This is a genomic window from Collinsella tanakaei (assembly GCF_030373545.1).
GTDB classification, from domain to species: domain Bacteria; phylum Actinomycetota; class Coriobacteriia; order Coriobacteriales; family Coriobacteriaceae; genus Collinsella; species Collinsella tanakaei_C.
Window position 1 is genome coordinate 203,942 of sequence record NZ_JAUDCO010000001.1, and the last position, 22,670, is coordinate 226,611.

The 22,670-nt window shown below is 65.8% G+C and carries 17 protein-coding genes, 2 tRNA genes and 1 other RNA gene; 6 read left to right on the plus strand and 14 right to left on the minus strand.

The window, feature by feature from the left end; all coding sequences use genetic code 11:
• Positions 1-149 precede the first annotated feature (149 nt).
• The 3 genes from pfkB (at position 150) to QUW00_RS00795 (ending at position 3,755) form a co-directional block, all read left to right on the plus strand.
• Positions 150-1,079 (plus strand): 1-phosphofructokinase, encoded by a 930-nt coding sequence (gene pfkB, locus QUW00_RS00785; RefSeq protein WP_289612505.1) that lies wholly within the window; start codon positions 150-152, stop codon positions 1,077-1,079.
• Between the two features lie 111 nt (positions 1,080-1,190).
• The gene (locus tag QUW00_RS00790; RefSeq protein WP_289612506.1) at positions 1,191-2,456 is read left to right on the plus strand and encodes a zinc-binding dehydrogenase; all 1,266 of its coding nucleotides are present in this window, start codon (positions 1,191-1,193) and stop codon (positions 2,454-2,456) included.
• A gap of 546 nt (positions 2,457-3,002) precedes the next feature.
• The gene (locus QUW00_RS00795) at positions 3,003-3,755 is read left to right on the plus strand and encodes a DeoR/GlpR family DNA-binding transcription regulator (protein WP_289612507.1); all 753 of its coding nucleotides are present in this window, start codon (positions 3,003-3,005) and stop codon (positions 3,753-3,755) included.
• 74 nt (positions 3,756-3,829) lie between these two features.
• On the opposite strand, the gene QUW00_RS00800 is transcribed toward QUW00_RS00795, so the two are convergent.
• The 5 genes from QUW00_RS00800 to tadA form a co-directional block, all read right to left on the minus strand.
• Positions 3,830-5,695 (minus strand): ABC transporter ATP-binding protein, encoded by a 1,866-nt coding sequence (locus QUW00_RS00800; protein ID WP_289612508.1) that lies wholly within the window; start codon positions 5,693-5,695, stop codon positions 3,830-3,832.
• Entirely contained in the window at positions 5,692-7,524 is a 1,833-nt protein-coding gene (locus QUW00_RS00805) for an ABC transporter ATP-binding protein (RefSeq protein ID WP_289612509.1), read from the minus strand. The genes QUW00_RS00800 and QUW00_RS00805 overlap by 4 nt, the downstream gene beginning before the upstream one ends.
• Before the next feature lie 178 nt (positions 7,525-7,702).
• An RNA gene (gene ffs / locus QUW00_RS00810) (signal recognition particle sRNA small type) lies at positions 7,703-7,798 on the minus strand.
• A 215-nt stretch (positions 7,799-8,013) separates the two neighbouring features.
• Positions 8,014-9,252, minus strand: coding sequence for a MalY/PatB family protein (locus tag QUW00_RS00815; protein WP_289612510.1), 1,239 nt, complete (start codon positions 9,250-9,252; stop codon positions 8,014-8,016).
• A gap of 54 nt (positions 9,253-9,306) precedes the next feature.
• A complete protein-coding gene (gene tadA / locus QUW00_RS00820) occupies positions 9,307-11,136 on the minus strand; it encodes a tRNA adenosine(34) deaminase TadA (protein WP_289612511.1) in 1,830 nt (609 codons plus the stop codon).
• A 51-nt stretch (positions 11,137-11,187) separates the two neighbouring features.
• Between tadA and QUW00_RS00825 the strand changes: the two genes are divergently transcribed.
• Positions 11,188-11,277: transfer RNA gene (locus tag QUW00_RS00825), tRNA-Ser, on the plus strand.
• 533 nt (positions 11,278-11,810) lie between these two features.
• On the plus strand, positions 11,811-12,698 hold the full coding sequence (locus tag QUW00_RS00830; RefSeq protein WP_289612512.1) for a trimeric intracellular cation channel family protein: 888 nt from the start codon (positions 11,811-11,813) through the stop codon (positions 12,696-12,698).
• A 145-nt stretch (positions 12,699-12,843) separates the two neighbouring features.
• On the opposite strand, the gene typA is transcribed toward QUW00_RS00830, so the two are convergent.
• From typA to QUW00_RS00875, 9 genes are all read right to left on the minus strand, one after another.
• A complete protein-coding gene (typA, locus tag QUW00_RS00835; RefSeq protein ID WP_289612513.1) occupies positions 12,844-14,679 on the minus strand; it encodes a translational GTPase TypA in 1,836 nt (611 codons plus the stop codon).
• 97 nt (positions 14,680-14,776) lie between these two features.
• On the minus strand, positions 14,777-15,229 hold the full coding sequence (locus QUW00_RS00840; protein WP_289612514.1) for a hypothetical protein: 453 nt from the start codon (positions 15,227-15,229) through the stop codon (positions 14,777-14,779).
• A 145-nt stretch (positions 15,230-15,374) separates the two neighbouring features.
• Entirely contained in the window at positions 15,375-15,962 is a 588-nt protein-coding gene (locus QUW00_RS00845; protein ID WP_289612515.1) for a J domain-containing protein, read from the minus strand.
• A 100-nt stretch (positions 15,963-16,062) separates the two neighbouring features.
• Positions 16,063-16,135, minus strand: a tRNA-Lys gene (locus QUW00_RS00850).
• Between the two features lie 74 nt (positions 16,136-16,209).
• Positions 16,210-17,490 carry an aminopeptidase gene (locus QUW00_RS00855; RefSeq protein ID WP_289612516.1) on the minus strand — a complete coding sequence of 427 codons (1,281 nt, stop codon included), beginning with the start codon at positions 17,488-17,490 and terminating at the stop codon, positions 16,210-16,212.
• Between the two features lie 254 nt (positions 17,491-17,744).
• On the minus strand, positions 17,745-18,404 hold the full coding sequence (locus QUW00_RS00860; RefSeq protein WP_289612517.1) for a hypothetical protein: 660 nt from the start codon (positions 18,402-18,404) through the stop codon (positions 17,745-17,747).
• A complete protein-coding gene (locus QUW00_RS00865; protein WP_289612621.1) occupies positions 18,405-19,283 on the minus strand; it encodes a phosphoribosylaminoimidazolesuccinocarboxamide synthase in 879 nt (292 codons plus the stop codon). It lies immediately after the preceding gene.
• Between the two features lie 249 nt (positions 19,284-19,532).
• Complete coding sequence (locus QUW00_RS00870) at positions 19,533-21,197, minus strand: sensor histidine kinase (RefSeq protein ID WP_289612518.1); 1,665 nt, start codon at positions 21,195-21,197, stop codon at positions 19,533-19,535.
• Between the two features lie 14 nt (positions 21,198-21,211).
• Positions 21,212-21,940, minus strand: coding sequence for a response regulator transcription factor (locus tag QUW00_RS00875; protein WP_289612519.1), 729 nt, complete (start codon positions 21,938-21,940; stop codon positions 21,212-21,214).
• A gap of 172 nt (positions 21,941-22,112) precedes the next feature.
• Between QUW00_RS00875 and QUW00_RS00880 the strand changes: the two genes are divergently transcribed.
• Positions 22,113-22,616, plus strand: a complete 504-nt coding sequence (locus QUW00_RS00880) for a GNAT family N-acetyltransferase (RefSeq protein ID WP_289612520.1) — start codon at positions 22,113-22,115, stop codon at positions 22,614-22,616.
• Positions 22,617-22,670: the final 54 nt, after the last annotated feature.

Below are 22,670 nucleotides of genomic sequence, written 5' to 3' on the forward strand. Positions count from 1 at the left end.
ACAATGATTCTTTGCGATTTACTATGTGCTTAGTTTTGTTACGAAAGCCATCGGCGCTTTCGGAGTGCGTTTCGCAAGCGGCACGCGGGCGGCGGACATGACCGCGGACAACCGCCTGCGAACGCGATCCCGACAGAGAGGGACCCGCCATGATCTACACCGTCACGCTCAACCCGGCCATCGACAAGACGGTCTACGTCGACCGCTTCACCATCGACGCGGTGAACCGCGCCACGAAGGTCCGCCAGGACCCCGGCGGCAAGGGCATCAACGTCTCCAAGACCATCCGCGCGCTCGGGGGCACGAGCACGGCGTTTGCCATCGTCGGCGGCGCCACCGGTGCGCTAATCGCCAGCTCCCTCGACAAGCTCGGCATTTCCAAGCAGGTGTTCGAGGGGTTGGGGTCCACCCGCACCAACACGAAGATCGTCGATCTCGCACTCGGAACCTACACCGACGTCAACGAGCCGGGCGCATCGGTCACCCAGTCGCTGCTCGACGACGCGCTCGCCATCCTCGCCCTGCAGGTCTCCCCCGGCGACATCGTCGTGCTCTCGGGCAGCCTGCCGGTGGGCGCCCCCACCAACACCTACGCCACCTGGGCGCGGGCATGCCGCAAGGCGGGCGCGCGCGTGTTTCTCGACGCCGACGGCGAGGTGCTCAAGGCGGGCCTTGCCGCCAAGCCCGAGCTCGTCAAGCCCAACGAAGTCGAGCTCGGACGCATGCTCGGGCGCGAGCTGGACACGACCGACAAGATCGTCGAGGCGGCACGCGAGCTGCAGGACCAGGGGATTTCTCAGGTCATGGTCTCCATGGGCGGCGAGGGCGCGGTGTATGTGACCGCCGCGGGAGCCTGGCGTCTGCGCCAGCCCGCAGTCGAGGTCGTCTCGACCGTCGGCGCGGGCGACTCCGTCGTGGCGGCGCTGGCCTACGCGCTCGACGCCGGCATGGAGCCGATCGACGCAGCGCGGCTCGCCATGGCGACGGGCGCTGCCACCGTCATGCGCCCCGGCACCGAGCCGGCGCGCCGCGAGGATATCGACGCGCTGCTGCCGCAGGTAGACGTCGAGGAGTTGTAGGTCGTACGTGCCAGCACGGCGTATTCCCGCCTGCGCGCCGGCGCGATTTTGAGCGACCACCCAATCAGGTACGAGCGCGCCCCGGCCGGGGCGCGAGAGAAAGGAGTCATCATGAAAGCCAAGGCAGTGCGTCTCCACGCAGCCAACGACCTGCGTCTCGAGGAGTTCGAGCTTCCGCAGATCAAAGACGACGAGGTGCTCGTGCGCGTCGTCTCCGACAGCATCTGCATGTCCACCTACAAGTGCGCCACCCTGGGTGTCGACCACAAGCGCGTCCACGAGGACGTGGCCGAGCACCCCGCCATCATGGGTCACGAGTTCGCCGGCGACATCGTCGAGGTCGGCGCCAAGTGGGCCGACCGCTTTAAGCCCGGCATGAAGTTCACGATCCAGCCCGCTTTGAACTACAAGGGCACCATGTGGAGCCCCGGCTACTCCTACGAGTTCTGCGGTGGCGACGCCACCTACTGCATCCTGCCCGCAGAGGTCATGGAGTGCGACTGCCTGCTCGAGTACACCGGCGAGGCCTACTACCAGGCCTCTCTTGCCGAGCCCATGAGCTGCTCGATCGGTGCGTTCCATGCGGCGTATCACACGCAGATGGGCGTCTACACCCATGAGATGGGCATCCGCGAGGGCGGCAAGCTCGCCATCGTGGCCGGCGCCGGCCCGATGGGCCTGGGCGCGCTCACCTACGCGCTGCACTGCGACCGTCGCCCGTCGCTCGTGTGCGTCGCCGACATCAATCAGGACCGTCTGGACCGCGCCGCCGAGCTATTCCCGCCCGCGGAGATCAAGGAGCAGACGGGCATCGAGCTCGTGTTTGCCAACAATGGCACGATGGCCGACCCCGCAGCCGAGCTGCGCGCCATCGCCGGCGGCGAGGGCTTCGACGACGTGTTGTGCTATGCGCCTGTGGCGCCCGTCGTCACGCTGTCTTCTGCCATCATGGGACGCGACGGCTGCCTGAACTTCTTCGCCGGCCCCACCGACAAGCAGTTCAGCGCACCGATCAACTTCTACGAGGTGCACTACGGCAGCCACCACGTCATGGGCACCACCGGTGGCAACACCGCCGACATGGTCGAGTCGCTCGAGCTCACCGCGGCCGACCGCGTCGACCCCTCCGTCATGGTGACGCACGTGGGCGGCCTGGACGCCGTCGCCGAGACGACGCTCAACCTGCCAAAGATCCCTGGCGGTAAGAAGCTCATCTACACGCATGTGAGCATGCCGCTGACCGCCCTCGATGAGCTGCGCGATCGCGCCGCCGAGGACGAGCGCTTCGCCGGCCTGGCCGACATCGTCGAGGCCAACCGCGGCCTGTGGTGCCCCGCCGCCGAGCGCTACCTGCTCGAGCACTGGACCGAGGCCTAAGCACACCCCCTCCTGTTGACCTTCTTGAACCGTGGCGGCGGGCGATGGCATGCAACCCCATCGCCCGCCGCCACTCCGTCACAAAGGACCTCCGTTTGCCCCGTCCGCGCCTCCGGACGCGACCAGATGAGCCCCATCGGCACCCCCCGGAACGCATACCCCCGTTTAGGGGACGGTTTTGCGGCGGGGCCCCGAGTAGACCGAAAACGCGCACCCCGTCTACCTGCGGGTTTCACGGGGCGAAGGCGCCGCCTACTCGAAGGGTCCCTCCAAAACCGTCCCCTAAACGGGGGTACCGCAAACGGGTCGGTTGGGGACGTGTTCCGTTCAACCCATCTGCGGCAAGGCGCGCCGCCCCCTCTGCGAAGACGGGGCCAGGGAGCGCGGGCGAAGGAGGCCCGCAAATGGGTTGAACGGAACACGTCCCCAACCGACCCGTTTGCAGCAACGTTGCCCTTGCTGGCAACCATACTGTCGTTTCGAAAAGCTGCTATGATGCTATGAGGAGATCATGCGCTCTACGAGCTGCTTCAACAGGGGGTTTCCATGGAGGAACGTCGCAACGCCATCGTCGATCTGGTTAATGCGCAAGGAACCGTTTCGTTCCGACAGCTCAAGGAAGTCTTCCCCAACGTCTCCGATATGACGCTGCGCACCGACCTCAAGGCGCTCGACGCCGAGGGCCGCATCGTCCGCATACACGGCGGCGCGCGCTCCGTCGAGCAGATCATCGGCACCGACGGCCTGCTCAGCACGCGAACCGCCAAAAACACCGACGCCAAGAACCTCATCGCCCGCAAGGCCCTGTCGCTCATCCGTCCCAACACGACGGTCTTCCTGGATTCCGGCAGCACGACGACGTCGTTTGCCGCCGCGCTTCCCGACGAGAACCTGCTCATCTTCACGTCAGGCCTCACCTGCGCCGCCGAGCTTGCGCGCCTCGAGCGCCCGTCGGCCTACCTGGTCGGCGGAAAGCTCAACCGCTACAGCATGAGTGTCAACGGCAGCCAGAGCGTCGACGCCATCCAAGGGCTTGCCTTCGACCAGTACTTCATGGGCGTCACGGGATACTCGCCCAAGACCGGCTTTGCCTGCGGCGCAAGCGAGGAGGCGGGCCTGAAGCGCGCCTGCATCGAGCACGCCGACGAGGTCATCGCGCTGATGGATTCCAGCAAGGTGGGCGTGCGCAGCACGTTTTCGGTCTGCGGACTCGACCGCGTCGACATCGTCGTGAGCGACGGCAACCTGCCCGCCGACTTCCTCCAGGCCTGCGCCAACAACGGCGTCGAGGTCCTGTAGACCGACAAGAAGGGGTCGGGTGCAAACGTGTCGCGACGCGTTTGCACCCGGCCCCTTCTTGTCGCTTTTGTCGGTTAGACTTCGGCGAACTGGGAATTGTACAGCTCCGCGTAGGCACCGCCCAGCGCGAGCAGCTCGTCGTGCGTGCCGCGCTCCTCGATCACGCCGTCGCGCATGTACAGGATGCAATCCGAGTTGCGAATCGTACTCAGGCGATGGGCCACCACAAAGCTCGTGCGCCCGGCCATGAGCTCGTCGAATGCCGCCTGGACCTGCAGCTCGGTACGGGTATCGATACTCGACGTCGCCTCGTCCAACAGCAGGATCGCAGGGTCGGTAAGCATGACGCGGGCGATGCACATAAGCTGCTTCTGGCCGGCGGAGAACGAACCGCCGTCCTCGCCGATCACGGTGTCGTAGCCGTCGGGCAACGCCGCGATGAACTTGTCGGCATGCGCCCGGCGCGCCGCCTCGATAACCTCCTCGCGCGTGGCATCGGGCTTGCCATAGGCGATATTGTCGTGCACCGTGCCCTCGAACAGCCATGTGTCCTGCAGCACCATGCCGAAGCTCCGGCGCAGGCTGGCACGCGTGATGCTGGCGGTGTCGACGCCGTCGAGCGTGATCGTGCCCGCATCCACATCGTAGAAGCGCAGCAGCAGGTTGATGAGGGTCGTCTTGCCGCAGCCCGTGGGACCCACGAGCGCAAAGCGCTTGCCGGCGGCGGCATCGATGCAGATATCCTGCAGCAGCTTGCGATCCTTCACGTAGGAGAAGTCCACGTGCGACAGCGACACGTCGCCGCGGGCGTCTGCAAGCTCTACGGCATCCGGCGCGTCGGGCACCTCCTCGGTAGCGTCGAGCAGGGCAAACAGGCGACGCGCCGAGGCGTAGGCCGTCTGGATCTGCGTGATGACGCTCGTGATCTCGTTGAAGGGCTTGGTGTACTGGTTGGCGTAGGAAAGAAACGTCTGGACCTCGCCCACCGTCAGCGCGGCGGGCACGCCCGTGATCACGCCGACGCAGCCGATGATGGCCACGACCGCGTAGATGATGTTGTTGATGAAACGCGTACCGGGATTGGAAAGCGAACTCAAGAACTGCGCGCGCTCGCCGGCGGTATACAGCTCGTCGTTGATGCCGTCAAACCCCTCGCGGGCCTCAGCCCCGTGCGCGAAGGCCTCCACGAGCTTCTGGTTGCCCACGTACTCCTCGATATAGCCGCCCAGCTGGCCCTGAATGCGCTGCTGGTCGTTGAAGCTGCGGTTGGAGAACTTGGCGATGAGCGACGCGGCGAGCACGGACAGCGGCGTCACGAGCACCACGACGATAGCCATGGGCACCGAGATGGTCAACATGAACACGAGCGTGCCCACAATGGTCACGACACCGGTGAACAGCTGGGTGAATCCCTGGAGCAGGCCGTCGCCCACCTGGTCGACGTCGTTCACCACGCGCGAGATCAGGTCGCCGTGCGGATGCGCGTCGATAAACGACAACGGCATGCGGCTGAGCTTCTCGCTCGCCTCGATGCGCATGTCGCGCACCGTCTCGTAGCACAGACGGTTCACGCAGTAGCCCTGCAGCCATTGGAAGGCGGCCGCACCCACGACGACGAGCGCCAGCGTCTGCACGAGCGGCATGAGCGCATCGAAGTCCACGCGGCCGGTATCGATGATGAGGTCGATGCCACGGCCGATGAGGATCGGCGTATACAGCTGTAGCACCACCGAGATGGCAGCGGAGATGAACGAGATGGAGAACGACGCCGCGTGCGGTCGGACGTAGGTCAGCAGACGGCGCGTGACCTCGGCGGTCGTGAGGCGACGGCCACCGATGTCGCCGCGCGGCGCACCCTTGCCGTCGCCGTTCAGGTTGTCGTTACCGGAAACGCTGGCCGTGACCGTCGAGACGGAACCGGCGGATGCATACGGATTCATTCGGCAGCCTCCTTATCCGCGGCCTGGCCGGGCGTGGCGGCGCCAGCCCCCTCGAGCTCCTCGCGCTTGAGCTGGGACAGACAGATCTCCTCGTACAGCGGGCAGCTGGCCAGCAGCTCGTCATGCGTGCCGAGCCCGGCCACGCTGCCGTGCGACATGACGCAGATGAGGTCCGCGTCGCGCACCGACGAGACGCGCTGGCTCACGATGACCGTGGTGAGCGGCAGCGCGCCGCCCGCAGCGCCCTCGACGGAGCGCTGGTGAATTGCACGGCGCAGCGCCGCGTCGGTCTTGAAGTCGAGCGCGGAGGCGGAATCGTCCAGGATCAGCAGCAGCGGGTTGCCCACCAGCGCACGCGCGATGGTGAGACGCTGGCGCTGACCGCCCGAGAAGTTCTTGCCGCCCGCCTCGACCGGCGCGTCCAGGCCCTGCGGCAGCTTGCGCACGAAGTCCTCGGCCTGCGCGATCGCAAGCGCGGCCCACAGCTCATCGTCGGTCGCCTTGGCATCGCGCCACGTCAGGTTGGAGCGGATGGTGCCCGAGAGCAGCGACGCCCGCTGCGGCACGATGCCCACCACGTGGCGGAGCTGGTCGAGCGGCCAGCGGCGCACATCGGTGCCCATGACCTCCACCGAACCGGAGCGCACGTCGTACAGGCGCGGGATGAGCGAGACGAGCGTCGACTTGCCCGAGCCCGTGCCGCCGATGACGCCGAGCGTCTGCCCCAGCTGCAGCGTGAGGCTCACGCGATCGAGGGTGTTGACCTCGGCGTCGCCGAAAGCGAAGCAGGCGCCGTCCATGCGCAGCGCGGCCGGTGCGGTACCGCGCTCCACATCGGAGGCGCTCGGCAGGGTGACCGGCTCGTTGCCGTCATCGGTGATGCTCGGCTCGCAGTCCAGCACGTCGTTGACGCGCGAGGCGGAGGCGCTCGCCTTGGTGAACACCACCACGAGGTTCGCCACGTAGACGATGGAGAGCAGGGTCTGGGTCATGTAGTTCACGAACGCCATGACCTGGCCCTGCGTGAGCACGCCCGTGTCGACCTGGATGCCGCCCATCCACAGGATGGCGCATACGCCGAGATTCATGACCAGGAAGGTGACGGGGTTCAGCACGCTCGAGAGCTTGCCGACCGCGATGGCCACGGCCGACTGCTCGTACGCCGCCGCGCGGAAGCGCTCGCGCTCGTGGTCCTCGCGCACGAAGGCGCGCACGACGCGCATGCCCGACAGGCCCTCGCGCGTGATCAGGCCGATGCGGTCGAGTTTTGCCTGCATCTGCTTGAAGTACGGCACGCACCTCGCCATGACCAGCCAGAACACCAGGCCGATCAGCGGCGTGGAGATGAGGAACACGAGCCCGAGCTTCAGATCGATGAGCAGGGCGGCGCACATGGAGCCCACCGCCAGGAAGGGCCAGCGGATGAGCTGGCGCACGCCGAGCGCCACAGCGAGCTGCACCTGGTTGATGTCGTTGGTGATGCGCGTGATGAGCGACGGCGTGCCGAAGCGGTCGAGCTCGGCATAGGAGAACTCGTTGATACGGCGGAAGAGCGCCGAGCGGATCTGGGTGCCCATGCCCTGCGAGGCGAGCGCCGCCATCTTCTGACAGACCAGGGTGAAGCACATGCCGACGACCGCCATGCCGATGAGCAGGGCGCCGTAGCGCAGCACAAGACCGGCATCGTGCGTGCCGACACCCTCGTCGATCATGCGGGCGATGACCAGCGGCGTCAGAAGGTCGAAGAAGACCTCGAGCAGCTTGCACGCCGGACCGATGATAAAGTAGCGACGGAATCCGCCGGAGAAACGCCTGAGCAGCTCTAGCATGCGGGAACCCTTACCTTGCAGCGGAGACAATCCGAGGTTCAATCATACGATATCGAGGTTGCGCGCAGGTAATGCGAAGGTAATTTCACCGAGCGTTGAAGGCGGCAGGGTACAGGGGCGGGGGTGAAAACGCCTGGCCGAATCCCGCATGATGTCGGCGCAGCAAGAAGCGCCTGTGCACTCGATGGGAACGGGTGCCCGGCAGAGGCTCCTTATGGCTGCTTCCTCCCGGACCTGACCAGGTTCGGAACATATCGTCACCCGAACCCATCGAACGCGCAAGCGCTGTAAGCGACATGATACCCGACTCGAACCGGAAAATGGAAGCAACGACCATTCTCCCACGCATCTGCACATGGGTTGGTTGGGGACGTGTTCCATCCAACCCATAATGGGTTGAGCGACAAGATGGTGCCAGGTACAAACCTGTCGGGTGACGCCGGTCAGAATGGGTTGGATGGAACACGTCCCCAACCAACCCATATGCTGCTACGAGAGGACGCGGGCGATGCGCTCGCAGGCGTCGAGCAGCACGCGGCGCGGGCTCGGCACCACCATGCGCTGGAAGAACTCGCCGCCTTGCGGGTCGAAGTTCACACCGTCCTGCAGCAGCACGCGGGCGTCCTCGTAGATGCGACGGTGCAGCTCAGCCCCATCGATACCCAGGGCACGGCAGCGCTCGGTGAAGTCGAGCCACAGGATGTAGGTGCCCTCCGGCGCGCGCACGCCCACGTCGGGCAGATGCTCGGCCATATAGGCGACGACCGTGCGGATGTTGCCGTCCAGATACGCCAGGCACTGCTCGAGCCAGTCCTCGCCCTCCTCGTAGGCGGCAATCGCTGCGCTGATGGCAAACGGCGAGGGGTTCGCATGTCCTAAGGCGCTCTCGAAGCATTCCTTGTCGGCGGCATCGCTGAAGACCACATTGGTGGCGGGAAGCCCGGCGAGGTTGAACGTCTTGTTGGTGGCCGTGCAGGTGACGACGCGCGCCTCGGGTGCAACCTGGGCCACGTGGCGCATGCGCACGCCCGGCGCCAGCAGGTCGCCGTGAATCTCGTCGGCAACGATCAGCGCGTCATGACGGCTGCAGATGTCCGCGAGCCGCGCGATCTCCTCCTCCGTCCACACGCGGCCGACCGGGTTGTGCGGGTTGCACAGGATGAGCATGCGGGCCTCGGGGCGCGCCGCCAGCTCCTCCAGCCCCTCGAAATCCATCGTGTAGTACAGGTCGCCCTGCTCGTCGGCGGCGGTATGGCGCACCAGATGGTTGTCGAGCAGGGTGCGTCCGTTGCCCTCCACCGCCTTGGCAAACGGCGGGTAGACGGGGCGCTGGATGATGATGGCGTCGCCCGGCTCGGTAAACGCGCGCACACAGGCGTTGAGCGCCGCAACCGTTCCGGCGGAGTACGCCACGAGCGACGTGTCGATCTCCCAGCCGTCGCGCCGTGCGAACCAATCGCGCACCGCGGAGAAGTAGCGGTCGTTGCCCCCGATGCCCGAATAGCCGAAGATACCGTGGTCGACGGTTGCGTGGAGCGCGTCGAGGATGGGCCGCGCACAGCGGAAATCCATGTCTGCGGTAAAGAGGGCGATATGGTCGTCGGTGATGGCCGGCACGCCGCAGTGCTCCGCCGTCGCGACGGAATCGCTCCATTTCTCCGAATAGCTCCACCGGTCGTGGCGACGGTCGATAACCTGGTCGAAGTTGTAGGTGACGTGCTCGGACATACGCGCTCCTATCGTTTTCCGGTAAACGATAGGCATCGTACCACGCAGAGGCTCCTAACCGTACAGGCGCATGAGCGTCTCCGCCGCGCAAGTAAGATTGCGCCGCGCTTCCTCGGGACGCAGTGCCTCGTCGAGCGACATGGGACGTCGCACGACTGGGATGACGGCCTTGATACCCGCCCGGTAGAGCGCGTCGAGCTCGTCGGCCCTGCCACCGACCAGCGCCACGACGGGAACGCCCGCCGCCTGCGCCCGGCGCGCGACGCCAACCGGTGCCTTGCCCGCCGCGGACTGCTCGTCCATCATCCCCTCGCCCGTGATGACGAGGTCGGCGTCCGCAAGCTTGGCGTCAAAGCCGACAAGATCCAAAACGGCATCGACTCCGGAGACAAGCTCGCCGCCGAGAGCGAGGACGGCGGCACCCAGACCGCCGGCAGCGCCCGCGCCAGGCACGCCGCCCAGCGAGCGGAACGCGCGGTCCTCCAGACGTCTGCTCGCCTCGTCCAGAAGCGCGCCGTATGCAATCATCCAGCGATCGTATGCACGCAGCGTGTCCGCATCGTCCGGCAAGCCCTTCTGCGGCCCGAACACCGCGATAGATCCACGGGGCCCCACCAGCGGACTCTTCACATCGGCAAGCGCCACCACGCGAGTGCCGCCCAAGGCATCGAGCGCCGGCGAGAGGTCGATATACGCGACGTCCTGCAATCCCACGAGGCCGTCACGGACCTCACGGCCCGCATCGTCAAGCAGGCGGGCGCCGAGGGCGCGCAGGAAGCCCGAGCCGCCATCGCAGGTCGCGCTACCTCCCAGCCCCAGGTAAATCGTCCGGGCACCTTCCTGCGCCGCAGCGCGCACCAGCTGGCCCACGCCGTATGTCGACGCCGCAAGCGCCGCCTCGTGGGAGCGCCGGGAAAGGTCGAGGCCCGCCGCCTGCGCCATTTCGATAACCGCGATCGCGCCGCCCGATGCAGCGGCAAGCAGTCCTTCCGGCGCGGCTGAACGCGGCCCCCGCTCGCCAGGGACTTCAGGCGCGCCCGCCTTCCCTGCGTCGAGCCACGCATACCGCGCCGAGCAGGTGATGCCGAAGGCGTCGCGCACCTCCATGCGCCGTTCGGCTGCGCCGGGTATGGACAGCACGGCGTCGAGTGTGCCCTCGCCGCCATCGGCGACGGGGACGCATTGGACCTGAATCGCCTTGTCGGCGCGGGCGATGCCCTCCGCGGCCCATTGCTCCACCTGCGCGCTCGAGGCGCTGCCCTTGAAGGCGTCCAGAGCGAGGAGGACGTTTTTAACAGGGCGCCCGGGCCGGGACGCCGCGCGCCTGCGGGCAGCGGTCGGGCGCGCAGGCGAAACCGCAGCACCCGCAGAGCACTCGTCGGCGCACGCATCCCGCCGTGCAGCCGTGACGCCATGCCGCCGCAGGTCCGAGAAAAAGGCCGTAAGCTCCGCGGCGCATTCATCTTCCAGGACACCCGCGGTGACCTCGAACGCATGGTTTAGGCGGTCGTCTTCGTTGAGGTCGTACAGCGATCCCAGCGCGCCGCCTTTCGGATCGGCTGCACCGTAGACGCAGCGGTCGATGCGGGCGTTGACCATGAGGCCCGCGCACATGGTGCAGGGCTCGAGAGTGACGTAGACCGTGCAACCTGTCAGGCGCCAGCGACCGAGGGCGCGCGACGCGGCGACCATGGCCGAAAACTCCGCATGCGCCGAGGGGTCCTCGTCGTGTTCGCGCAGGTTGTGGGCACGGGCGATGATCTTTCCCTCGTGGACCACCACCGCACCGATAGGGACCTCCCCCATCTGCGCCGCAACACGCGCCTCGGCAAGCGCCTCGCGCATGAAGCGCTCATCAAGCTCGGCCATCTCGATTGTGTCCACGAATCCTCCCGACTTTAGCCGCATTGATTCGATGCTATCATTACAACTCACGGAGAGATGGCAGAGCGGTTGAATGCGGCGGTCTTGAAAACCGTTGAGCGCGCGAGCGTTCCGAGGGTTCGAATCCCTCTCTCTCCGCCAGTTACCTTTACGATAATGAAATAGCCCGAGGCCCGAAGCCCTTCTCAACTGAGGGCGAGAGGGATTCGAACCCGCAGGGCGCGAAGCTGAGAAAATGCGTTGAGCATTTTCCAGCGAAGCGCGCAAGGAGGCCCGCAGGGCCTGCGCAGCAGGCGGCCGACATCCCTCTCTCTCCGCCCCGATCAGGACACGGCATTGGAACATAGCAGCCTACCTGCTCCATCCCAACAGGTTTGAAACCGGAGCCCTTTACCGCCACGGGCAGAGGGATTCGAACCCGTAGGGCCTCATGCTGCGCAAAGCGCGCGAGCCTCTTTGCCAGCATGAGTCGCAAGGAGGCCCGCAGGGCCTCTGCAGCGGGAGGTCGCCTGCGCAGCAGGCGGCCGACATCCCTCTCTCTCCGCCGCCGCCGGCCGACGGCGAAAGCCCGCTCCGCGCCCCTTCTCAACCGCCGGGCACCAACATCCCCCATCCCCCATAAAGCGTGTAAGATAGCGATGGTCTATCCCCGTATCGCAACCGGAAAGATGCCCATGCCCGCTCTGCTCGCCATCACCGCTCCCGCCGTAGCGACCGTGTTCGCCGGAGGCGGTGCCGACTACCAGATGGTCCCCATCCCTATCGGCTTCGAGATGGCAGCCGTCGTCATCGCATCGGTCACCGGTGCGCTCACTGCACGCAAGCAGAAGCTCGACCTGGTCGGTGCCATCGCCCTCGCGGTCTTCTGCAGCCTGGGCGGCGGTCTGATCCGTGATGTCATCCTGCAGGTCGGCAGCGTCTACTTCCTCGACCAGCCCCTCGCGCTGCCGTCCGCGGTCATCACCGCGGCCGTCACGTTCATGATCCCCTCGCTCATCGAGAAGCAAGACCGCCTCATCGCGGTGCTCGACATCTTCTCGGTCGGCCTGTTTGCCGCGACTGGCGCCGACAAGGCCTATGTCTACGGCTTCGAGCCCATCATCTGCGTGACCATGGGCTTCTTCACAGCGGTCGGCGGCGGCATGCTGCGCGACATCTGCCTGGGTCGCACGCCCGGCATCTTCCAGCGCAGCAATCTCTACGCCGTCGCGGCAATCGCCGGCGCCATCGCGTACGTGCTGCTTGCCGACATGGGCATCGACCACATCATCGCCGTCATCGTCTGCGTTGCCACCACGATGCTTTTGCGCTTCATCTCGCTTGCCTACGACATCAAAAGCCCTGCCGACATGGACATCGCCGAGGCGATCCATCGCTCGCGCCGCAAGATGCGCGCCACGCGCCCCGAGACGACGACCCGCTCCCCCGAGGAGCTTGAGGGCCGCCGCGAGCGCGTGCAGGCCGATATCGAGCGCCGGCGCCACCGCGAGCGCCGCAAGGCCGCGCTCGACCGCCTGCAGCGCCACCGCAAGGCGCGCGCCCACCGAAAGCTCGACCTCTAAAGCGGCTAAGCGACAAGTTTGTACCTGGCACCATCTTGTCGCGACAAGATGGTGCCAGGTACAAACTTGTCGACCCCCTTAACGCGAAACGCCGCCACATCGTGCGATGCGGCGGCGCGAATCCGAGCGTCTCTAAGAAAAGCCCTTACTTGCCGTTCATGGCGCGAGCGGCCGCCTTCTTGCGGTCGGTGGCGTTCAGCAGGCGCTTGCGCAGACGGATGTTCTTGGGCGTGATCTCGACGAGCTCGTCGTCGGCAATGTACTCGAGGGCCTCCTCGAGCGAGAAGGTGCGGGGCGGCACCAGCTGCACGGCGATATCGGCCGTCGAGGAGCGCTGGTTGCCCAGGTTCTTCGTGCGTGCGATGTTGACCACCATGTCGCCGGGCTTGGAGCGCTCGCCCACGAGCATGCCCTCGTAGCACTCGGTACCGGGCTCGACGAACAGCTGGCCGCGCTCCTGCAGCGTGCCGAGCGCGTAGGCCACGGCCTTCTCGGTCGTCATGGAGATCATGGCGCCGTTGTTGCGGTTGCCGATCTCACCAGCGTACGGACCGTACTCCAGGAAGGTGTGGTAGAACACGCCCTCGCCGTGGCTCACGTTCATGATGCGGTTCTTGAGGCCCATGATGCCGCGCGTGGGGATGCGGAACTCGATGTGGGTGACGGTCGAGCCCGCCTGCATGTTGGTCATGGTGCCGCCGGCGTTGCCGAACAGCTCGATGACCTTGCCGGCGTACTCGTCGGGGCACTCCACGACCGCCTGCTCGATGGGCTCCACGCGGTTGCCGTTCTCGTCCTTCTTGAACAGGACGCGCGGACGGCCGACCTGGAACTCGTAGCCCTCGCGGCGCATGGTCTCCATAAGGACGGACAGGTGCAGGATGCCGCGGCCGGACACCTCGACACCGCTCTTGTCGGGCAGCTCCTCGATGCGCATGGTCACGTTGTTCTCGCGCTCGTTGAACAAGCGCTCCTTGAGCTGACGGGCGCCCACGATGTCGCCGTCGCGACCGACGAGCGGCGAGGTCGAGGCCTCGAAGACGACGGACAGGGTCGGCGGATCGATCTCGATCGGGTCGAGCTCGACGGGGTTGTCGGGATCGGTGTACACATCGCCGATGTCGGTGGAGTCGACGCCCACGACGGCGGCGATATCGCCCGCACCGACCTCGGTGCACTCCGTGCGACCCAGATAGTCGAAGGTGAACAGCTGCTTGACCGTGGCGATCGCGCGCTCGCCGTCGTTCTTGACCACGAGGATGCGGTCGCCGGCGTGGATGGTGCCGGAGTACACGCGGCCGATGCCGATACGGCCGACGTAGCTGGAGTGGTCGACCGTCACGCACTGCATGGCAAGCGGACCGTCGACGTCGACCTCGGGCGCGGGCATGTCGTCGAGGATCATGTCGAGCAGCGGGTACATGTTGTCGTTGCCGTCCTCGGGATCGAGGCGGGCAAAACCGTTCACCGCGCTCGCGTACACCACGTGCTCCATGGCGAACTCAAGCTGCTCGTCGGAGGCGCCCAGGTCGGCCATGAGATCGAGGCAGTCGTTGTAGGCGCGCTCGGGGTCGGCGCCCGGGCGGTCGATCTTGTTGATGACGATCATGATGCGCAGGCCGGTGTCGATGGCGTGGCGCAATACGAAGCGCGTCTGGGGCATGGGGCCCTCGAAGGCGTCGACGAGCAGCAGCGCGCCGTCGGCCATGCGCAGCACGCGCTCGACCTCGCCGCCGAAGTCGGCGTGGCCAGGGGTGTCGATGACGTTGATCTTGACGCCCTTGTACTCGATGGAGATGTTCTTGGCCAGAATGGTGATGCCGCGCTCGCGCTCCTGATCGTTGGAGTCGAGCACGCGCTCCTCAACCTGCTGGTTGGCACGGAAGGCATCCGTGGCGCGCAGCAGCTTGTCGACCAGCGTGGTCTTGCCGTGGTCGACGTGGGCGATGATGGCGATGTTCCTCAGGTTCTCGACGCGCATGTACCCTCTTCCTCACTGCAGCGCGCGCCAGCCTCAATCGGCAGGCGCGCGATAATATCGGTAACCGGTTTAAAAAGCGCTTATATAGTAGCGGACCTTAGAAGAGCTGGGGCTCTTCACCTGCAGGTTCAGGGTCGCTCCACATAAAGTTATCGCCTGCGCCCATGTTGTCGAACAGCACGTAGGCCGAATAGCCGCAGGGCAGCCCGCGCTCGCAGAAACTCACGAGTACGGCGTTCTCGTAATCGCCATCGATATCCACGCAGCCCGCGTAGGCGACCGCATAGCGCTCGATCTTGCCCACACCTTCGTCGGTCACACCGTGGGCGGCGTGGGAGGAGATGAACTGCTGCGCGGCGGCGAGACAGGCTTCCTCGCCGTCCTCGGAAAAGGCCGCTTCGTAGCGGTTCCCCTGGGCATCTTCCACGCAGATGACGACGCCGGGGTTCTCGCCCTCGGCGAGTGCGTCGAGGAACAGACCGATCATGTCGCACGTCATGGCGTCGAGTTCCGGCGATACGGCGCCGGCTGTCTGCTGATTGTCGGTCATATCCCAGACTCCCCTCTCATGGGCTAACGAAACATTGTAGCGCACAGCACCCCTCGACGCGCATAGCCAGATGCAGGACGCCTGACGAGGGAGGGCGGCAGGCGGAGCGCCCCTCGTCGGACCCCATCCGCGCTCGGCGCCCCCATCAAGCACCGAGCTGCGAGGCCTCCTCGGCGATCTTGCGCGCAGCGTCCCGCGTCTGCAGGAGCTCCCGCGAGCGCTTCTGCAGGGCGTCAACCTGACTCGAGAGCAGCACCGCATCGATGACGCCCCACACCGCCACCATCGAGGCGACCGAAAAGATGGTGAGACCGATGCCTCCCCGCATCCGCGAGAAGAAAAACGCGATCACAGCCGCCACCCCCGCCATCATGAGCATGGACCGGCGCCGTTCGCGCATGGTGCGCAGGTCGGCCACGACAGACAGGCGCGCCGTCTCGGCAGCGTTGGCACGTGCGGTGGCCTCGAAGGCGATGGACGCGGGCGAGCTCGCCGTCGCGGAGGAGGTCCTTCCCCCCGCCGTGCGCCGCGAGCTCCGCGCACCCTTGAGCAGCACGTCGCGCGCCTCGTTGATGGTGCGCATCTGCTGCTCGGCACGGGCGCGCAGGCGCTTGTTGTCGCCGTATTTATCGGGGTGAAGCATCTGGGCAAGCTCGCGATACGCCGCAGAGATCTCCTCGCGGCTCGCACCCGCAGCGAGCCCGAGCACGTTGAGCGCCTCGTCGCGCGTCATGCCTCCACCTCCAACAAAACGCAGGCGGCCGGCGACGTGCCCTGGCGCCATCCTGCGGTACGAAAAAGCCCCGTTGCCGGGGCTTTCATCATGCAAAGGGTGGGCCGTTAGGGGTTCGAACCCTAGACCTTGGGATTAAAAGTCCCCTGCTCTGCCAGCTGAGCTAACGGCCCGCGACAGGCATTGTACCACGCACCGCGGGTGCGGGCCACACGCCGCGCGGACAACGGAACGCGGGGCGCTCGCGCTACTCCCAGCTCCACTGGCCGTTCACGAACACCGGCACCTCCGTGCCGTCAGCGCAGATACCCATGATGTCCATGTCATCGGTGCCGATCATGAAGTCGACGTGCGTGCTCGACGTGTTCACGCCGTGCGCGCGCAGCTCCTCGGGCGTCATCTCGTAGCCGCCCTCGTAGCACTCGGCAAACCCGATGCCGAGCGCCAAGTGGCAGCTCGCGTTCTCGTCGTACAGCGTGTCGTAGAACAGGATGCCGCTCTCGCTGATCGGCGTGTTCTTTGAGATGAGCGCGACCTCGCCCAGGCGGCGCGCGCCCTCGTCGGTATCCAGGATGGCCGTCAGCACGTCGCGACCGACGACGGCGTCGTAGTCGACCACCACGCCGTTTTCAAAGCGCAGCCAGAACCCATCGACCTTGCTCCCGTAGCGGATCAACGGCAGCGCGGAGTGCACGATGCCGTTCACGCGTTCGCAGTCGGGCGAGGTGAAGACCTCCTCCGTCGGGATGTTGGGGAAGAACGGATGGCCGTCGGGCGTCTCGCCGCAGCCGCCCGCCCACAGGTGCTTGTCGGTCAGGCCGACCGTCAGATCCGTGCCGTTTTCGGAAGTGAAGTGCAGCGAGTCGAAGTGGCGCTCGTTCAGGAACCGCAGGTTCTTCTCGAACGTCGCGTCGTGCAGCTCCCAGTCGCTCTCGGGGTCGTCGCCGTCGGCGCGAGCGACGGACAGGATGGCGCACCACAGGCGGTAGATCGCCGCTTCCTCGCACAGGTCGGGAAAGACCTGCTTGGCCCAGGCGGCCACCGGCGCGCCGGCGATGCACCACGGATTGATGTTGAAGTCGAGACCACGACGAAACGCGCGACACTGCGTATTGCGCGCCTTGGAAGCGGTCGCGGGCTTGGCGGGATCGATGCCGGCAAGCGCCTGCGGGTCGGATCCCTCGACGAAGATGAAGCAGGCGCCCATCTCGGCCAGAGACTCCAGCTGGATGCGCTGCCACTCGGGCGTCTGCTCGAAGTACGACACGTCCATATGCTCGTAGGTCAGGCGTGTCACCACGTCGTCACCCCAGATGACCGTGACGTGGCCGGCACCGGCCTCGTAGCCGTGCTTCACGAGCTTGCGGACAAAGTCCTGCGTCTCGACGGGAGCCTGGATTACCAGCTCCTGTCCGGGTTTGACGTTCACGCCGGTGCGGACAACCAGGCTGGCGTAGCGATCAATCTGCGGGTCGAGCGTCCTCATGCCCATGCGGGCGTCTTCGGCGGTCAGCTCGGATTTGATCATGGGCGCTCCCAACATCGGATAACGGTACGTCTTTCAGTCCATCTTTCATTATCGCATGATTTGATGGCGCCCCGGCCAACGAGCAGGCAGGCGGCAAGGGACCGGTTCGCCCGGCGGCACGCGTGGACGAACGGATAACGGGCGCAGGGCGGCCCTGCAACGCGGCGCACCTCCGCCACCTCAGGGCCGACAGCCAAAAACGGGGCGCACGCCCTTGGCGCACACCCCGTACCAGCATCGATAATGTGACAGCGCTACTTCTTCTTGGAGCGCTTCTTTCCCTGTTTGGCAGCTGCGGCAGGCTCAGCCTCCTGCTCGGCCTCGTCCTTCTTGGCATCGCGCTTCTTGTTGCTCTTGGCAGCAACCTCCTCGAGCAGCGCGAGCTGCTTGGCCTCAGACATGCCCTCGGCGCGGCTGCGCGCGTCGTTGCGCAGCGGACGGACGCGCACGATGTCAAAGATGAACGAGCCGATGATGGCCGCATACGCCACGACCAGGCCTACGATCTGCGCGATCTGCATGGTGCCAACCTCGGTGGTGGGCGCGGCGACCATCATGATCCACACGAACAGCGTGGCCACGATACCGACAGCGAGCAACGCCCAGAACACCCTGCGCCTCGACCTGTAGTCGGGGTCGGCGCGCAGCAGCTCGTTGGACACCGCGTAAAGACGGTCCTCGCGCAGGCGCTCCTCCTTCTTGCGGGCGCGCTTCTCCTCCTTGGAGAGGCCCACCAGCGACTCGCCGCGCTGAGCCTGGCGACGCTTGTCCTTAGCGGAAGCGGGGACAACGCGCACGGACGAGCCGGCGTTGCGGGCGGGCTTGGCGGACGCGGCGGACTTGCGCGTAAAGCCGGTGGCCTCGCCGGTCTGCTGCGCCTGGCTGCGCTTGTTCAGGGGGTTGCGGGTACTCACTTAGTCGTTCTCCTTCATGGACTCAAATGCGGTACCGGTGAGAAGCTCGTAGGCCTCACGGTAACGGGCGGACGTGCCCTCGATGACCTCGGCGGGCAGGTGCGGCGCGTCGCCGGTCATATCCCAGTTGGCCTTCAGCCAATCGCGCACGTACTGCTTGTCGTAGCTGCCCTGGACCTTGCCCTCCTCGTACTCGGCGGCAGGCCAGAAACGGCTCGAATCGGGAGTCAGGCACTCGTCGATCAGCGTCACCTTGCCATCGATGATGCCGAACTCGAACTTCGTGTCGGCGATGATGATGCCGCGGGTCGCCGCGTAGTCGGCTGCGGCGGTGTAGATCTTGAGCGAAAGGTCGCGGATCTGCGAAGCGATATCCTCGCCGACGATCTCGACGCAGCGCTCATAGGAGATGTTCTCGTCATGGTCGCCGATGGCCGCCTTGGTGGACGGGGTGAACAGCGGCTCGGGCAGCTTGGACGCCTCGACCAGACCGGCGGGCAGCTTGATGCCGCACACGGTGCCGTCCTGATCGTAGGTCTTCTTGCCGCTGCCGGTGAGGTAGCCGCGAACGATGCACTCGATCATGATCGGCTCGGCCTTCTTGACCAGCATCGCGCGGCCCGACAGGTAGCTGCGGTACTCGGCGAACTCCTCGGGGAACTGCTCGGCATCGATCGTCACCATGTGATTGGGGACGATGTCGGCGAACTTATCAAACCAGAACGCGGAGATACGGTTCAGGACCTCGCCCTTATAGGGAATCTCGTCGGGCAGGATGTAGTCAAACGCCGACAGGCGGTCGGTGGCGACCATCAGCAGGTTGTCACCGGCATCGTAGATATCACGAACCTTGCCACGGGAATCCGGACGACGCTCCATCTGAGTCACGTTGGTCAACTCCTCACACAAACGCTGAATCGATCGCACCGGCGCACCGGCACGCTGTCCGCACCATGCGCGGAGCGGCAGGGACGCGACCCTCCTTGACCGGCAAAGTGCAAACTAGCCCCTCATTGTAGTGGAACGCGCGCCGCATGCGCAGGCGCGCGCTCCCTGAATCATAAAATAGTAAGACCGATCCCCGGGTCACGGGCACGCATCGCCGCGCGTCCGTCGCCGCATCGGCTGCTACTCGGAGACGTGCTCGCGCGGCAGGTGGATCGTGAACGTCGTGCCCTTCCCGAGCTCGGATTCAACCGAGATGAACCCGTGGTGGCGCTCGATGATCTGCTTGGTCACCGCGAGGCCCACGCCCAGGCCGCCCGCCTCGCGCGCGCGGCTGGAGTCAGCGCGCCAGAAGCGCCCGAAGATGCGCGACAGGTCCTCCTTGGCGATGCCGATGCCCGTGTCGGCCACCGAGACGAGCACGTTTTTGCGGTCGAGCATCACCGACACGACCACCCAGCCGCCCTCGGGGGTGTAGCGCATCGCGTTGCTCATGAGGTTGATGATGGCCTGCGTGATCATATCGGGGTCGATCTCGATGGTGGCCGAGCGCCCGTCCGTCTCGTCGGAGAAGCGCAGGCGCAGATCGCGGGAGATGAAGAGCTGTTCCTGCGCGTTCACGATGTTGCGCGTGAGCGAGACCACGTCGACCGGCTCCAGGTTGAGCGGAGCGGTGCGATTCTCCATGCGCGAGAGATCGAGCATCTGCTGGACCAGGCGCGCAAGGCGCCGGGTCTCGGAGGCGACTGTCTCGAGATGCTCCGCGTCCGTCGGGTACACGCCGTCTTGCATGGCCTCCACCGTGGCGAGCATGGCCATGAGCGGCGTGCGCAGCTCATGGGCGACGTCCGAGGTCAGGCGGCGCTCGTGCTTGAGGTCCTTCTCGAGCGAGGTCGCCATCTCATCGAACGTCTCGCCGAGCTGGTCGATCTCGTCCTCGCCGCGCAGATTGGTGCGCGCGGACAGGTCGCCGTCGCGAATCTGCTTGGCCGTGCTGGTGATGCGCCCGATGGGTTTCACGAGCATGCGGGAGACAAGAAGGCCGATGAGCAGCGAGATGGTCACCGCGACGACCGCCGCGATGACGATGGCGTTGAAGGTGCGGTCGCGAAACGCCGCGTCGGCCTTGGTGAGCAGCACGTCGCTGCCCATGACCCACAGGCGGACCGACCCGACGGTCTCGCCGTCGGAGGTCACGACCGGCTCGGTCACCGCCCCCTCGGCATCCGTCGGCGCCGACGAGGTCAAGCTGTGCGCCTGGGCGATCCATTCCTCCTCGCCCGCCTTGGCGTCCGCCCGTGCTGCGGCGGCAGCCGCATCGGCCGCGGCTGCTGCGGCTGCCGCGTCTTCGGCGTCCTGTTCGTTCTCCGCGGAATCAGCAGCCTGCTCCGCCTGCTCGGCGCGCCGCTGAGCTGCTTCCTCTTGCTCGCGCAGGCGCTTGAGCTCAGCTGCGACCGGAGCCGCGGGCCACGTGTCGTCGTAGAGCACCGTGCCGTCGGCCGCCATGATCTGCAAGCCGATATCGTCCGAAACCATGGTGGAGTCGGAAAGGGATGCGAGATCGGACAGGGTCCACTCCCCGCTCGTCTCATAGATGCTGGCGAGCTTCTCGCTCGTGAGCCTGGCGAGCTCGGTCACGTTGGCGCGCGTGTACTCGCTGAACACGCCGCCCCACACCACCGAGATCACGCACACCAGAATACCCACGGTCATGAGCGAAGTCAGTGCGAAGGACAGCGCCATGCGCGACCCGTACGACATGCGCGTACGCGAATCGGAACGAGGCGTGTTCCAGCTCGCGCGGGAACTCGCCTCGTTTTCCGGCTTATTCTTTTGTCCGATCACCATGCGGGCGGGCATCATTACTTGGCGCTGCCCTCGTCAGCCTTGGGCTGCTGGGGAGCCTCGAAGCGGTAGCCGACGCCGTGCACCGTGAAGAGCCACTTGGGATGCTTGGGGTCGTCGCCCAGCTTGGCTCGCAGGTTCTTCACGTGGCTGTCGATCGTGCGCTCGTAGCCCTCGAAGTCGTAGCCGAGCACCTTCTCGACGAGCTCCATGCGGTTGTACACGCGACCGGGGTGACGCGCCAGCGTGGTCAGGAGCTTGAACTCGGAAGCCGTGAGGTCGACTTCCTTGCCCTCGACCAGGATCTTGTGACCCGAGATGTCGATGACCAGGTCGCCGAAGTCCAGGACCTCGACCTGCGGCTCATCGGCAAGATGCGTGCGGCGGAACAGCGCGCGCACGCGGGCGACGAGCTCGCGCGGCGAGAACGGCTTGATGAGGTAGTCGTCGGCGCCGAGCTCCAGACCGATGATGCGATCCTCGACCTCGCCCTTGGCGGTCAACATGATGATAGGCACGTCGGAGGTATCGCGGATGGCGCGGCAGACGCGCTCGCCCGACAGCTTGGGCAGCATGAGGTCGAGCACGATGAGGTCGAACTGATGCTTTTCGAACTCCTCAACAGCCGATTGACCGTCGCCGACGCCGACAACCCAATATCCTTCACGCTCAAGGTAGGCGGCCACGGCATCGCGGATCGCCTTTTCATCTTCGACCAGCAGAATCTTTCGTGCATCCGAAGCCATACCAGGCCTCCTTCTTCTTACGTACAAAACCTAACTGCTCATTCTAGCGCACATTTCGTCCTATGAGCTCCGGGCGCTCGACGGATGCGCACGACAAGGCGACGAGTGTGCCTCGTTGCTGTACATTATTCCCAGGCACACCGTTTTCTTCCGTATGAATCGAGAGGGCTCCATGCGCTACACAATCCGCGACGCGCGACCCGAAGACGCGGCCGACCTGCTGGCCATCTACGCGCCTTTCGTCACCGGCACGACCGTCAGTTTCGAGCTCGAGGTCCCGAGCCTCGAGGAGTTCACGCACCGGGTTGAGCGGACCGCCGCGCGCTATGCCTACCTGGTCGCTGAGGATGCCGAGACCGGCGAGGTTGCCGGATACGCCTACAACAGCTCGTTTCGCTCGCGCCCCGCGTACGGCTACGCGTCGGAGATATCGATCTACCTCGCTCCTGCACATCAGCGGCATGGACTTGGTTCCCAGCTGCTCGACGAGCTCGAGCACCGCATGCGCGAACAGGGCATGCGCATGAGCGAGGCATGCATCACCTCGGACAATGCCGGTTCGATCGCCTTCCACGAACGCCATGGGTACCGCATCTGCGGCGAGCACCATACCTGCGGCTACAAGCTCGGGCAGTGGCTTTCGGTCACCTGGATGGAAAAGGACCTGACCGCGTAGGGCGACCGTGCGGGGCGCAGATCGCGCCTGCGCCGCCTGAAGCGCACGCCGGCA